Origin of the sequence: Calothrix anomala FACHB-343 (genome assembly GCF_014696435.1) — a bacterium.
In the GTDB taxonomy this organism is placed as follows: Bacteria; Cyanobacteriota; Cyanobacteriia; order Cyanobacteriales; family Nostocaceae; genus Aulosira; species Aulosira anomala_A.
Genome location: NZ_JACJQG010000017.1, coordinates 49,138 through 63,329 on the forward strand (window position 1 = coordinate 49,138; position 14,192 = coordinate 63,329).

Genomic DNA, 14,192 nt, shown 5'->3' on the forward strand with positions numbered 1-14,192 from the left:
ACTATCGATTTTTACAAATCAAAGAGGACTGCTATATATTTTTTTGCCTTATGCACAGACACAAACAATAAAGAAAATCAGACAAGTCAGCACAATAAAACGTTTTATGATTTCTACAGGAATAATCCACTTATTGCCTGAATAAAGCGCGATAGTGACAAATTGGAATTGAAGAAGTTGGGAATTTGATTGTGATTATAGGAATCAGTTATTAGGATAGACTTTGGTTTCATTGCTGAGACGCAATTTCCAGGTTGAGAGGATGTTGTAGAAACTTCTCCTGTATGCGTTCTCTGCACAGAATAAACGATTCCTCGATACATTAATTGATAAGCTACGGTTGGTGCTGGAACTGGCGTAGGCTCAATATTAGGGTCAACACGGTAGGTTGTTCCACGATAAGTCAAGTTATAAGCAGAACCTTGATGGCAAACAGGCTCAAAAGGTTTTGTGCTTTTTTTAGCTACTTCAGAGGAATTGTATTCGTAAGTAAGTCCGCGATAGTAGAGTTTCATTTTATAGTATGTGATTACTGTTTTGCAAAGGTAATTCATAGCCTAAATCCTTTACAGATAAGATATCTGGCAGAAATAGTGTTACCAGAATATTACTGATGAGATTGGTATGTTTTTTACCTAAAACTTGCTTTCGTTGATAGCTTTTATTTTTGCACTGAGTCTTTTATTAGACATCGGTGTTAATTTCTATATTTATTTAAAGCTAATATAAAGCGCTTAGGCGCTAAAAATCTAAATTAGACACAACAAGTCCTTTAGCAGATGCACTTTAACCTCTACCTGTAGCTTTAAAACAACGAGAATTTTTCCGTCAATTTACGGAATTTTTGCCGATAAAAGGTATTATTCGCCGTTTAAAAATAATCATTTCATTCCCAACAACCGGATTGCGCGCTACCAGCCTATCTTGAAAATCAACCACCTCTAAATGTGTGAAATCAAGTTCTTGAGAGCGTTGTAAAATATCGGCGGCGAGTTGATCTTGTTGAGATGCAGTGAGAGTATACCAATCGTCGCTAATTTTCACAGTTAGGTTACTAGTACGAAAATTAGCTTGAATTGATTTTATAAGTCCAGAAGCAACGCGATCGCTAATTTCTGCTACTTGATTTTCAATAGCTGCAATTAACACTTGTTCTGGAGTTAATTGCACTGCTGGCGTAGGTTCAGGCGTAGGTGTTGGTTCCGGTGTTGGCGTTGGTTCTGGTGTCGGTTCTGGTGTTGGCGTCGGTTCCACTGGTGGAACTTCTGCTGTTGGTGTTGGCGTAACTTCTTCTGGTGCTGCTGGTTCTGGCGTTGCTAATTCTGGCTGCGGCGAAATAGCGATCGTTGGCGTGGGTGTAGGCGTTGCGGCGGGAACTTCCTCAACTGGAGGTGCGATCGCTATCTCAGGCGGTTTATTGGTGAAAAATGTCGTAGTTGTCCACACTAAAACCACAGTCATACCCGCAATTATCCCTGTCAAAGCTGTATCAGACAACTTTGCAGACAAATTCGCTGGTAAAACATTGCGGACTTTAGCCAGCAATCCACCCCAAAAACCACGAGTTTCCGCAGTTCCCGGTGGCGGTGCTGTTTCCAGTTTCACCACAGCCGTTTCTAACAGGCTAATAGTTCCCCTAAGAACCTGGATAATCGTAGACTTCCAAATTGGCTGGTTTCTCTGGGAGGGATTACGGCGACGTTGTGGATTCTGATTGTCTTGCGACATGGAACTTTTACCAAGAGCAACAAATCAAAGAAAAATCAAATACATTGTTAGCAATGTAGCTGCTTTTGTAATGTATCACTTCATTGCTCAATGCTCAGGCTAAACTGACTAGTTGTTGAATTTAATCATTTATGAACCTAAAACGCCGCCAATTTTTATTTTTAACTAGCCTTGGTTCCCTTGGTACAGGATTAACCTGGATATTCACTAAGCAAAACAGTCAAAGCACCGATTTCGCTCAATCACAAACCGCGATCGCTGCCAATCCTGCTAACAAAGGCTTGCTACTGCGGTTTGTATCCGTCGCCGATACAGGCACAGGTGCTAAAGGACAGTATGCTGTAGCTAAGGCAATGACTAGTTATCACCAAACAAATCCTTACAATTTAGCAGTTTTAGCTGGAGATAACATTTATAACAACGGAGAAATTGAAAAAATTAATGCTGTTTTTGAACGTCCCTACAAAGATTTGCTCAAGCAAGGTGTGAAATTTCATGCTTGTTTAGGTAATCATGATATTCGCACTGATAACGGCGATCCACAAGTTAAATATCGCGGCTTTAATATGAAAGGACGTTACTATACATTTAGCCAGGGAGATGTACAATTTTTTGCTTTAGATACTAACGGTAATGCTGACTGGAAAAACCAGCTACCTTGGTTAGAAAAACAATTAAGTCTGAGCAAAGCATCTTGGAAAATTGTCTTTGGACATCATCCAATTTATGCATCAGGAGTTTACGGTAGTAGTCCCGAATTTATAGAAACTTTCACTCCCCTATTTCAAAAATACGGCGTACAACTTTATATCAACGGACACGAACACCATTATGAACGTACTCGTGCAATTAATGGTACAACTTACCTAATATGTGGCGCAGGTGCAGGTAATCGTCCTGTAGGTAAAAATGAGTGGACAGAATATTCTACTAGCGATTTAAGTTTCGCTGCATATAATGTCCATGCAGACAGAATAGAATTAAGTGGCATCGACACTAATAACCGCGTTTTTGATCGGGCTATTATTCCGTTAAAATCTGCTTAATTTACTTACCTTCTGATTAAATATTGGGTGGGCATTAACCCACCACATTATTTATATTTTCATAACAGCTATTTACGAAAAATTTTTCTAACAAAATATTAAACTCTTTATTTGCTAGCTCCTATTCCCTATTTTCCAAAGAGCGATCGCATTTACTCTATTACTCATAGTAAGTATTATAATCATACACACTTGGTTGGTGAATATACTTAAAATTCTCCGCTCCTCTCTAGGCAGATTATCATTGAAAGCATTAATCTGCCTAATATTTTGTTGCATTCAATACAGTAATAATACTTTGTCACTTGTCACAACGTTGACAAGTAATTAACACTCGATCTTCACAAACTTGAAATATAGTCCAGGAAAGACTTAACAATCGGCAACAATAATTAACTTTATTACTCCCGTAAATTGTAAACGCAAGTCATAGTTCCTTAGGACAGGGTTATTGCCAATGAATTCTAGCCTCATATTATCTAACATACTGAATCCACCAGTATTGTTTTTCTTTCTGGGAATGCTAGCGATTTTCTGTAAATCAGATTTAGAAGTTCCCCAACCTTTGCCTAAATTGTTTTCTTTATACCTCTTACTTGCGATTGGATTTAAGGGAGGCTATGAACTTGAAGAAAGTGGAATTAGTCCGCAAATAGCTATGACATTGACTGCAGCTATTTTCATGGCTTGTGCAGTTCCTATATATTCTTTTTTCATCCTCAAAATCAAATTAAATGCATATAATGCAGCCGCCATTGCTGCAACTTATGGCTCAATTAGTGCAGTTACTTTCATTACTGCTCAGTCGTTTCTCAAAGTTCTGAATATTCCCTCTGATGGCTACATGGTAGCAGCTTTAGCGCTGATGGAATCTCCAGCAATTATTGTGGGAATTGTATTAGTGAGAATATTTGCACAAACAGGAAAAAGAGAAGCAGGAGAAGAAAAAGGAGAATTTTCTTGGGGTGAAGTATTGCGAGAAGCTTTTCTAAATGGTTCTGTATTTCTATTAGTTGGTAGTGTAATTATTGGCATTCTTACAGGAGAAAAAGGCTGGGAGAAACTGCAACCATTTACACAACAAATTTTCTATGGAGTTCTAGCATTCTTCTTACTTGATATGGGAATGGTAGCTGCTAGAAGAATTAAAGACTTGGGTAAAACTGGGTCTTTTTTAATCGCATTTTCTGTATTTATGCCTGTAGCCAATGCCATTATCGGAATTATCATTGCTAAATGTATTGGCATTTCCGAAGGTAATACACTTTTATTTGCTGTTTTGTGTGCTAGTGCTTCTTATATTGCAGTACCAGCAGCAATGAGAATGACAGTCCCCGAAGCGAATCCCAGTTTGTATGTTTCTATGGCTTTAGCGCTAACTTTTCCTTTCAACATTATTGTGGGAATTCCGTTATACATGAACATCATTAAAACTATGGGAGTTTAACAAAGTGGAAAGGGTTAAAAGGTTAGAAATTATTACCAATTCCCTAGAAATGTCTCAAGTGATCAAAATTTTGGACAGTATAGGTGTTTCTGGTTACACGATTATCAAAGATGTCACAGGTAAAGGCGATAGAGGCAAAATAATTGATGATTTGGAAACGCCAGCATTGACAAACGGATATGTATTAAGCGTTTGTACAGAAGAACAAGAATCGGAAGTAGTAACAGCGATTACACCTATTTTAAAAAAATTTGGAGGTGTCTGTATTGTTTCTGATGCCAAGTGGATTGCACATTAACTAAACTGAACTAGAGACACTCGTGTAAAAATTAAAGCATCAGGGTTCAAAACAAAAAAATTATCACAGTCTGATTAGTGTCTCTAGATTTTATTTGATTGCGGAAACTTGGTTACTGATTGTGAAGCTATAAAAGACTGAACATATTTTTGGTGAGAGGAATTCAATTGTGCCAATAAAACGCATAATAGCAGGTTTAAATGAGTTTCATGACAACTACTTCATCAACCATAGAGAATTATTTGAACAGTTGTCTCACGGTCAAAATCCTGAAGTCTTATTCATAACTTGTTCAGATTCGCGGATTGACCCTTGTTTAATTACTCAAAGTTTACCTGGAGAATTATTTGTTATTCGTAATGTTGGTAATATTATTCCCGCCTATGGTACACCCAAGAGTGGTGAAGCGGCGGGAATAGAATATGCTGTTGAAGCTTTAGATATTAGAGATATTGTTATTTGTGGTCATTCCCACTGCGGAGCCATGAGAGGACTGTTACAGATAGGAAATTTATCTCAACAAATGCCGTTAGTTTATGATTGGCTAAAACAATATGCTGAACCAACTCGTCGTATAGTTCTTGATAATTATAAAGATTATCCAGCCGATAAACTACTAAAAATTACTATTGAACAAAACGTTTTAACTCAAATAGAAAATTTAGAAACTTATCCATCTGTTCGCTCAAAATTACATAGTGGTAAATTAACTCTTCACGCTTGGATTTATGAAATAGAAACTGGCGAAGTTTTTGCTTATGACGCCAATATCGGTCAATTTAAAATTTTAGATAACCGACCTTTTCCTGTACCAAATCCTCTGCTTGGCGCATATTCAAAAAATGCCGTTTAATTGATTAATTTACAGGGTTGGGTTGAAGAACATCCAACCCTGTATTTTTAAAGTAGTAGTCAAGTGTGCGCGATCGCACTATACTAAATACCATCCGCTGCAGTTTTCAGGATATAGTTTATGATTCTTGAGGCAGTGATGCTTCATGTTAAACCTGGGATGGAATCAGAATTTGAATTCGCTTTCAAAAAAGCTTCTAAAATTATTGCATCAATGAATGGATATTTATCTCATGAACTCAATCGCTGCATTGAGGTTAATGGTAAATATCTCTTACTTGTGAGATGGGAAACTTTAGAATCTCATACGGTAGGATTTCGCGGTTCTGCTGAATATCAACAATGGAAACAATTACTACATCATTTTTATGAACCATTTCCCACTGTTGAGCATTTTACAGAAGTAGAAATTTAACTCCTACCAATTTGAAAAAAGAATGCCACAGATTGTAGGGATAAGGCATTGCCTTGCCCTCTAGAATATATTAATGTGTCGCCAAAATTATTTGAACTGGTAACATATATTCATAAATATTCAGGTATTTTTAAATACTAGATAAAATCTTAAGGTGCGTTGCGCTACGCGACAACACACCCTACATGAAAATAGCCGATATTGGGAAATTCATCATTAAATCAAAATGACAAATGACAAATGACAAATGACAAATGACAAATTATCAATCTACTTTTTGCAACTGCGCTACTCTGGGGTCGATAATTTTTTGTCCCAAATTGGCAAATTTAATCGCTACAGACAGCTTATTTCCTTCTCCAAATACATGAGTAATTTCACCAAGACCAAAAGATTTATGTAATACTCTATCGCCTACGTGCCAATTCTGCTTACCATTGGTATTTGCAGCAGTTTTGGTATAGGTTTGGCGCACCTTACGCCCATTAGTTAACAATTCTTCTGGTACTTCATCGAGAAATTGCGATCGCACTGCGGGTTCTCTTGAACCATAAAGGCGACGTTCGCGAGCATGTGACAAATATAACCTTTCCTGAGCGCGGGTAATTCCCACATAACACAGGCGACGTTCTTCTTCTAAAGCTGCGGGATCATTTAAAGAACGATAACCGGGGAATAGTCCCTGTTCTAAACCAACTAAAAAGACTACGGGAAATTCTAACCCTTTAGAAGCGTGCAAAGTCATCAAGGAAACCGCAGTTTTTCCTTCTTTTAAATTATCTAAATCGGAACTAAGGGCGGTACTTTGTAAGAAACCTTGCAAAGTTGCATCTTCGTTTTCTTCTTGGAATTGCAGTACAGCGTTATAAAGTTCTTGAACGTTTTGTATTCTGTCTTGGGATTCGTCTGTACCTTGACTGAGCAAGTCTTGAATATAGCCAGAGTCATCTAGTATACCTTGAACTATTTCTGCTGCTGGCCGATTGCCGATTTCGCCTTGCCAACGGTTAATCATTTCTGCAAAGCCTTTCACCGATTTTGCACCCCTTCCCGCCAAGGTATTTACTGATGTATCATCAGATAAAATTTCCCAAAGGGTGGTTCCTAATTGCTGGGAAGCGTTAATCAAAGCATCAATGGTGGTTTTCCCGATACCGCGCCGGGGAGTATTGATGACTCGTAATAAGCTTACAGTATCCGCAGGATTTGCGATCGCTCTCAAGTAAGCTATCACATCTTTAATTTCTTTGCGATCGTAAAATCTCATTCCCCCGACAACTGTATAAGGAATTTGATATTTCACCAACAGTTCTTCAAATGGGCGAGATTGAGCATTTGTCCGATAAAGAATAGCAAAACTTCCCCAAGTTAACTCAGGATTTTGATATTCTAAAGAGCGAATTTGATTGATGATAAACTCAGCTTCATCTAATTCATTATCTGCTTTATGACAATAAATTTGTTCCCCTGCTCCCCTTGTTGGTCTGAGAACTTTATCAATTCGTTGGGTATTATTTTCAATTAATTCATTAGCCGCTTGCAGAATATTTTCACAAGAGCGATAGTTTTCTTCTAACTTCACCATCGTTCTGGTATCTTCATCAGGTAAACCATCGCCAAAATCTTGCTGAAACTCTAGCAATATGGTAAAGTCAGCCATTCTAAAAGAGTAAATTGACTGGTCAGCATCACCCACAACAAACACCGAGCGGTTTTGCCAATTCCATTCACTCTTTCTATCTTCACCATTGGTAACTAATAGGCGAATTAAGTCATATTGAGTACGGTTAGTATCTTGATATTCATCAACTAAGATATGACAGAATTTGCGATGCCAATAACCTAATACCTGTTCGTTTTGCTGAAATAATCTGGTAGGAATGAGAATTAAATCATCAAAATCTAGGGCGTTATTTTGTGCCAGTCTATCTTGATAGGCACTATAAACTTGAGCAATTACTCGTCCGCGATAATTCGGTTGTTCTCTTTCAAAGTCTTTGGGTGATAAACCTTGGTTTTTGGCATTACTAATTGCATAACGTACCGAACGATGATCGAATTTTTTATCATCTAAATTTAGCTGTTTGGTAACAATTTCCTTTACCAAACTTTGCGCATCAGATTCATCGAAAATCGAGAAATTTTTACTCCACCGCCGACCATTTTCGTCTTGGTACTTCTCAATATCAAACCGTAAAATACGGGAAAACAGACTGTGAAACGTACCGCACCATAAATCTTTGATGGTTTCGCGGTAAACTTGCGATCGCAGTTGAGATTGTTGATATTCAGTCAACAAATCAAACTTGGTGTCATATTGTTTGATCGCTTCTGCTTCCGCAAACAGCTTTTGAATCCGTTCTTTCATTTCCCTGGCGGCTTTATTTGTAAAAGTCACCGCCAAAATATTCTCCGGATTGACGCGATGTTTGAGAATCAGGTTAGCAATCCGATAAGTCAACGCGCGTGTTTTACCGGAACCTGCTCCAGCCACAACTAGCAGCGGCCCGCAGTAATGTTCTACGGCTTGACGTTGGCTGGGGTTAAGATGGCTGAGAAAGTCTATAGTTGTGGTCATGGATGACTGGGCAGAGAATTGCTTATTTTGAGAGTATCGCACTCAACGCATATTATTCTAGGTTAATTAAAATATCTCAATTCACCTTTGTTTCATTTCCCTGAACAACTCTCTCACTCAGCCTACATAGCCGTAACCAGATAAATTAAGTCAACAGTCAACAGTCAACAGTCAACAGCTATACTATTCTTCCACAATCAAAGGTAAGCGGACGATAAAAGTAGAACCTACACCCAGTTGGCTTTTCACCACAATTTCGCCACCCATCATTTGACAAAAATGGCGACTAATTGCTAACCCTAAACCAGTACCACCATATTTTTTTGTTGTCGATGTATCTCCTTGGATAAAAGGTTGAAATAGCTGTTTTTGTTGACTTTGTGACATCCCAATACCTGTGTCACTCACCGTAAAAGTCACGATTCCATTGGCTACTGTTCCGACTAACTCATCTTTACTAATTTTAACTGTGAGGCTAACTTTGCCATTTGTGGTGAATTTAGCAGCATTACTTAATAAATTTAACAATACTTGCCGCATTCTTGTTTGATCGGCATACATTGTTCCCAAATTTTCATCACAATCAATTTCTAAAATATTACCGTTTTTCTCTACAGCCGATCGCACTGTCAGCACAACATTACTAATTAATGTCCCAATCTCAAATGTCTCTGGGTACAGAGTCATTTTCCCGGCTTCAATTTTTGACAAGTCGAGGATGTCATTAATTAATTCTAGTAAATGTCTCCCGGCTGAATTAATTGTTTCTAGATCGGTAATAAAATCTCCCGTCAATCCTAAATCTGTAGCATCATCTTGTAGTAGTTGACTCAAGCCAATTACTGCATTTAATGGGGTGCGTAATTCGTGGCTGACATTAGCTAAAAATATACTTTTAGCTTTGCTAGCAGCTTCCGCTAATTCTTTGGCTTGTTGTAGTTCTTTCGTGCGCTCAGAGACGCGCTCAATTAACCGATTTAAAGATTTAGCTAATAAGCCTATTTCATCTTCTGTAGTTATGGGTGCGCGCAAATCAAAATTAGATTTTCTCGCTACCTGTTCTGCAACTTGAGTTACCGTGATTACTGGTTCCGCGATCGCGCGACTCGTCCGCCAAGCTACAATGGCCGCGATCGCCACTGATACCAGCATACTCATAATCACGATTAATCTTTCAACGCCTTTAGCCTGCTCTACACCTCTGGTTCGCTCTTGTTCTTGGACTTCAGCATTTTGTAAGATATTCGTCAGCGTCTGCGATAGCTGCTCTAGGCGCAGCGCTGTATCGCCACGCATAATTTGCAGTAATCGCTCTCGTTGTGCATCAATTTGTGGCGCTTCAATTGACGGAGATTCTATTTTGTCTAAAACCGATTCTACCTGCTCAACATAAATCTCTAAATTGTTGGCATAATCGAGCAATAAAGTTTCTAAAGTCGCACTTGTAGCTGCTAATCTTTTGGGATTTCTGGCGATAAAAGTTGTAATTTCTGCTTCTAATTGCTTTGCTTGCTCAACATTTTTGAGAAATTCACTTTTCTTATTTTGTCGCTGTATCGGATCTTCTAATACTGCAACTAAATTAGAGCTATATAATTGCGCTCCTACTACGGCATTTTTATAGTTAGTTAACAGTTGTCCTTGCTCGTGCGCGTGATTTAGTTGGTTAATTTCCCTGGCTCGGTAATAGTTAGCAATTACCAACCCAGTTAGGGAACCAAAGAAACCAATACCAATGGCGACAAAATATCCATAGCCAATTTTTTGATGTATGCGCCATGAACTTGCTTTGAGTTTCCCCCGTGAAGGAAATTCAATAGTCGGGAGTTCGTCTGTCGATGGCTCTTCCTCTGGCACTTTTTTGCTTTCTGAACTGCTGTCAACAGGGATTAGCTTTTGAGTTTGCATCCCTCAGATCTCCTTAGCCTCCCATAAAAGTCATCACTGAAGTTTGGCTGGGGTAAACAATTTATCTAGCGATTATTATCTAAATTATCTTTTTTTGTGACAAGAGTAAATTATATATCACGAGAAAATTGCCATGAGCTTTTTTATCTTTAAATTAATTAGTTATAATCTTTAATTTCCTTTATAACTGTCAATATAAATTGCTTTTTATAAAAAAGCTGTTCCCTAAACCAAATACACCCCTACCAGTATATCTTTTTCGTCAATTTACTTCCATATACAGTTGATTGCAGCTATATTAACTTAATGGGTAAGCAGCTAATCTAACCTCTTTTAGCTTTACAGCAGCTACTATCAAACCGTAAATAGCAGATTTGTTCAGTTGACTACAGCAAAGAATCTCAAAATCACTGCTGTATATTGACAAAATAACTGTTTCATAATTTTATCACCAATCCCTTTGATTCACCAATAATCAAAAATTCCCATCAAGAGTGGTGTTTTTGAGTAGGGCAAATAAAGCTATAAAAAATCCTCTGGTTGCCAGTAGTTTTACTACCATAATTCCAGAGGATATAGTTGTTCGAGATTAATGTTATCTAGAATAGAGTATAAGTCATTACTTACTCATACCCTCAGATTTAGCGATCGCCGCCAGTAATGACAATATTACTTGAGTGCGGAAGCGATCGGCGCAGAAACTGACTCGCTAACGGCTTGTTTGAGCAAATCAGCCTTATCGGTACGTTCCCAGGGCAAATCTAAATCATTCCGTCCAAAATGACCGTAAGCCGCGACGTCCTGATAAAAACGTCCGCCTCGTTCATTTGGTAAGTTGCGTAAATTGAAAGCATGAATAATTCCTGCTGGACGCAGTTCAAAATGCTTTTTGACTAATTCCAACAGAATTTCATCATCGACTTTACCAGTGCCAAAGGTATCGAGAAAAATGCTCACAGGACGCGCCACGCCAATAGCGTAACTGAGCTGTACTTCACATTTTTCTGCTAACCCAGCCGCAACAATATTTTTCGCTACATAGCGAGCTGCGTAAGCCGCCGAACGGTCTACTTTTGTGGGATCTTTACCGGAAAAAGCGCCGCCACCATGTCGGGAATAACCACCGTAGGTGTCAACAATAATTTTCCTACCAGTTAAACCAGAGTCGCCTTGAGGGCCGCCAATGACAAATTTGCCGGTGGGGTTGACCAAAAAGCGTGTCTGTGCGTCAGGCTTGATGGCAATATCGCCAAATACAGGCTCAACTACAGCCGTCCACAAATCTTCTTTGATTTTCGCTTGGACTGCCGCTTCATCGGTAATTTCCCCAATAGTAGCGGTATGTTGGGTAGAAATCAGGATTGTATCAATCCCTACTGGTCGTCCATCTTCATAAATTACGGTAACTTGGGTTTTACCGTCGGGACGCAAGTAAGACAAATCGCCGGTTTTGCGTACTGCTGCTAATCTGCGCGCAATGCGGTGAGCCAAACTAATGGGTAAGGGAATTAATTCTGGGGTTTCGTTGCTAGCAAAACCAAACATAATCCCTTGGTCACCCGCACCAATCGAATCAAATAGTTCATCACTATCTGCTTCACGGGTTTCTTGCGCTGTGTTCACGCCTTGAGCAATATCAGGTGATTGCTCATCTAAGGCTACTAACACGCTGGTACTGTTGGCAGAAAAGCCGTTATCAGCATTGGTATAGCCAATTTCAGCAATTTTCTTCCGGGCCAGATTCACAAAATTGACATTGGCTTTAGTGGTAATTTCACCTGTAATTAACACTAAACCAGTATTAACCACTACCTCAGCCGCAACTCGACTAGTGGGGTCTTGTGTCAGTAAAGCATCCAGAATCGTATCAGAAATCTGATCGCAGATTTTATCTGGATGACCTTCGGTAACTGACTCGGAGGTAAAAAGATATCGACGAGACAAAGGTATTCCTCCTTTATTTAAGAGTGTTTCACTGACTAGATAATTACACTCATCATCAAATCAATTCCTAAAGAATTGATTGTCTGTTGTTTTTGCTACTCACAAATCACAACTGACTACTGATAAACTGGGCTTGATTTTCTTCCCTCATCTCAAAAATAAAGGCTGATACTTCACCCTGCTGAGTAATTATTTAGTTCAGTTACTCTAATTTCTGAAATCATAACAATATTTACACATTAAATAGTTAGTCTGTTCTTAACTTTCCTCAAAGTTATTACTGATATTGAATAATTTTTTCAAAAAAATATATATTTTTGAGCAAAAATGTTTTTAGCAACACAAAAAAAAGGGAGATACCCTCAAGCATCTCCCTAAGCTTTGACACAAATACTGCTGCTTTAAACTTGAACTGCTAGTTTGGCTTCCTTTGCTGTTAAACGCTCGTAAGCTTCGCGCATTTTCAAGCCGGTAAGCACTTGGAACAAACCAGTTCCATTGTTAGAACCTGGATATTCGCGGTGTTGGAGTAACAAGTGGGTCATCTCACCTTGGTATTTGGTGGATGTTTTGCTCAGATGGGTTTCGATGTAAATCACTTCTTCTAAATTGTCGAATTGACCATCTACTTCCAATACTGAGACGTAACGACCGTAGTAAACATCTGAACCATAGTGCAGTTGCATACCAGGGTAGGAGCAAGTCAGCTTGCGTCCGCAAGGTGTCCAATTAATTGTTGAGCCTTCATCAAAGAGGTAGGTTGGCTCAAAGCCGTCTTTACCTTCTCTTTGGAGCATCCGTACCCGTAGGACTTTGCGTTCTGTGTCGTTTTTAATTAAATTAGTTGGTAATACTTGGAGAACTATATCAGCAAATTCTCTTTGTGGTTCAATAAACTTTTCAAAGTCAGGTTTACGGGAATTGATTTGCGCTAAGACATCTTCATAGCGGTGACCCCTTTCGGCCATGTCGCGCTGAATCTTCCAAGCAATTTTAACTTCGTCGCTGATATCAAAGTAAACACTGAAATCAATTAGCGATCGCACCCGCTCATCATACAAAGGATGCAGCCCTTCCACAACTATAATGTGGTTCGGCTCAATTCGCTCTGGTGGATCGATCATGCCGGTTTCGTGGTTGTAAATCGGCTTATCAATTGCTTGACCATTTTTGAGCGCGTTAATTTGCTCATACATTAGGTCAAAGTTGTTCGCCCTAGGATCGAGAGCAGTAATCCCTGTTTCTTTGCGTTGTTTGCGATCTAAAGAATGATAGTCATCTAAACAGATCACTGTCATTAAATCTTCGCCAAACAAATCGATTAAACGACGCAAAAATGTAGATTTACCGCACCCAGAGTCTCCAGCTACTCCAATTAGTACCACGCGTTCCGGCTTACTCGTCATAAATCTCCTCTAGATACTAAAACATGTGTCAATCAAAAATTTTTCACACAGCAGATTTTGAAGCCAGGAGTTTACCCCATCGGTTTTTCCGGCGTTCTTGTTACCCACAGCGCCATAAAGAAGTTCAGACGGGTAGCCAACAATAAAATATGTTGTTACTCGCCTGCCTAGCCTGAGTTTGTTGCTGGTAAGTATTTAATCCTAGTGGTATATTTGATTTTAACAGAAGGGGTTATTCTATACAAGTTTACTGTCAATAAGAATCTAGTGGTTCATCGATCCTGTTGATGATTTACTTGTTGATTTGAAAACATCTATCTTCACTACCCCAAACAGTCAGGTAACGACTGCCTGATGATTGTGACCCTCTTAATCAAGTTTATATTGTATAGTTTTCTCTGGCCACAAATTTTTTGCAAGTTTGGCATTTTAATTTGCGATTCAGTAATATTCCATAAATTCATGTGCCAATATCTATCTCAAGAATGAGCGAGTAAGTAAAGAGCAAAAAAATTTTGCTTCGTAGTTGTGATGTCCAAGGTAGCAGCTTGTGATTTGCCATGAGAGATT

12 protein-coding genes are annotated in these 14,192 nt (G+C 38.8%); 6 read left to right on the forward strand and 6 right to left on the reverse strand.

The window, feature by feature from the left end:
- Positions 1 to 113 precede the first annotated feature (113 nt).
- Together H6G08_RS11980 and H6G08_RS11985 are read right to left on the reverse strand one after the other, a co-directional pair.
- The gene (locus H6G08_RS11980) at positions 114 to 515 is read right to left on the reverse strand and encodes a DUF4278 domain-containing protein (protein ID WP_190542254.1); all 402 of its coding nucleotides are present in this window, start codon (positions 513 to 515) and stop codon (positions 114 to 116) included.
- Positions 516 to 828: 313 nt separating this feature from the next.
- Positions 829 to 1,728, reverse strand: coding sequence for a hypothetical protein (locus tag H6G08_RS11985; protein WP_190542257.1), 900 nt, complete (start codon positions 1,726 to 1,728; stop codon positions 829 to 831).
- Positions 1,729 to 1,859: 131 nt separating this feature from the next.
- On the opposite strand from H6G08_RS11985, the gene H6G08_RS11990 reads away from it, so the two are divergent.
- The 5 genes from H6G08_RS11990 (at position 1,860) to H6G08_RS12010 (ending at position 5,786) form a co-directional block, all read left to right on the forward strand.
- Positions 1,860 to 2,774 (forward strand): metallophosphoesterase family protein, encoded by a 915-nt coding sequence (locus H6G08_RS11990; RefSeq protein WP_190542260.1) that lies wholly within the window; start codon positions 1,860 to 1,862, stop codon positions 2,772 to 2,774.
- A 457-nt stretch (positions 2,775 to 3,231) separates the two neighbouring features.
- Entirely contained in the window at positions 3,232 to 4,221 is a 990-nt protein-coding gene (locus H6G08_RS11995) for a sodium-dependent bicarbonate transport family permease (protein ID WP_190542263.1), read from the forward strand.
- Positions 4,222 to 4,225: 4 nt separating this feature from the next.
- Entirely contained in the window at positions 4,226 to 4,519 is a 294-nt protein-coding gene (locus H6G08_RS12000) for a P-II family nitrogen regulator (protein WP_190542267.1), read from the forward strand.
- Between the two features lie 169 nt (positions 4,520 to 4,688).
- Positions 4,689 to 5,372, forward strand: coding sequence for a carbonic anhydrase (locus H6G08_RS12005; protein WP_190542271.1), 684 nt, complete (start codon positions 4,689 to 4,691; stop codon positions 5,370 to 5,372).
- Positions 5,373 to 5,492: 120 nt separating this feature from the next.
- Positions 5,493 to 5,786 carry an antibiotic biosynthesis monooxygenase family protein gene (locus H6G08_RS12010; protein WP_190542273.1) on the forward strand — a complete coding sequence of 98 codons (294 nt, stop codon included), beginning with the start codon at positions 5,493 to 5,495 and terminating at the stop codon, positions 5,784 to 5,786.
- Positions 5,787 to 6,051: 265 nt separating this feature from the next.
- Here the strand turns inward: H6G08_RS12010 and pcrA are convergent, their stop codons facing one another.
- The 4 genes from pcrA to H6G08_RS12030 form a co-directional block, all read right to left on the reverse strand.
- Positions 6,052 to 8,364: a DNA helicase PcrA gene (gene pcrA / locus H6G08_RS12015; RefSeq protein ID WP_190542276.1), complete on the reverse strand. Its 2,313-nt coding sequence runs from the start codon at positions 8,362 to 8,364 to the stop codon at positions 6,052 to 6,054.
- Between the two features lie 183 nt (positions 8,365 to 8,547).
- On the reverse strand, positions 8,548 to 10,272 hold the full coding sequence (locus tag H6G08_RS12020; protein ID WP_190542279.1) for a sensor histidine kinase: 1,725 nt from the start codon (positions 10,270 to 10,272) through the stop codon (positions 8,548 to 8,550).
- A gap of 669 nt (positions 10,273 to 10,941) precedes the next feature.
- Positions 10,942 to 12,216: a methionine adenosyltransferase gene (gene metK, locus H6G08_RS12025; RefSeq protein ID WP_190542282.1), complete on the reverse strand. Its 1,275-nt coding sequence runs from the start codon at positions 12,214 to 12,216 to the stop codon at positions 10,942 to 10,944.
- 401 nt (positions 12,217 to 12,617) lie between these two features.
- Positions 12,618 to 13,622 (reverse strand): phosphoribulokinase, encoded by a 1,005-nt coding sequence (locus H6G08_RS12030; protein WP_190542285.1) that lies wholly within the window; start codon positions 13,620 to 13,622, stop codon positions 12,618 to 12,620.
- 23 nt (positions 13,623 to 13,645) lie between these two features.
- Here H6G08_RS12030 and H6G08_RS38150 point away from each other — a divergent pair, with 23 nt between their 5' ends.
- Complete coding sequence (locus H6G08_RS38150; protein WP_277878927.1) at positions 13,646 to 13,768, forward strand: hypothetical protein; 123 nt, start codon at positions 13,646 to 13,648, stop codon at positions 13,766 to 13,768.
- The last annotated feature ends 424 nt before the right edge of the window (positions 13,769 to 14,192 follow it).

What these genes read in the sequence shown, in the direction of transcription:
- H6G08_RS11995 (WP_190542263.1), top strand. Translation starts at nt 3,232, where the DNA reads ATGAATTCTAGCCTCATATTATCTAACATACTGAATCCACCAGTATTG.
- H6G08_RS11985 (WP_190542257.1), bottom strand. Translation starts at nt 1,728, where the DNA reads ATGTCGCAAGACAATCAGAATCCACAACGTCGCCGTAATCCCTCCCAG.
- H6G08_RS11980 (WP_190542254.1), bottom strand. Translation starts at nt 515, where the DNA reads ATGAAACTCTACTATCGCGGACTTACTTACGAATACAATTCCTCTGAA.
- pcrA (WP_190542276.1), bottom strand. Translation starts at nt 8,364, where the DNA reads ATGACCACAACTATAGACTTTCTCAGCCATCTTAACCCCAGCCAACGT.
- H6G08_RS12020 (WP_190542279.1), bottom strand. Translation starts at nt 10,272, where the DNA reads ATGCAAACTCAAAAGCTAATCCCTGTTGACAGCAGTTCAGAAAGCAAA.
- H6G08_RS38150 (WP_277878927.1), top strand. Translation starts at nt 13,646, where the DNA reads ATGTGTCAATCAAAAATTTTTCACACAGCAGATTTTGAAGCCAGGAGT.
- H6G08_RS11990 (WP_190542260.1), top strand. Translation starts at nt 1,860, where the DNA reads ATGAACCTAAAACGCCGCCAATTTTTATTTTTAACTAGCCTTGGTTCC.
- H6G08_RS12010 (WP_190542273.1), top strand. Translation starts at nt 5,493, where the DNA reads ATGATTCTTGAGGCAGTGATGCTTCATGTTAAACCTGGGATGGAATCA.
- H6G08_RS12030 (WP_190542285.1), bottom strand. Translation starts at nt 13,622, where the DNA reads ATGACGAGTAAGCCGGAACGCGTGGTACTAATTGGAGTAGCTGGAGAC.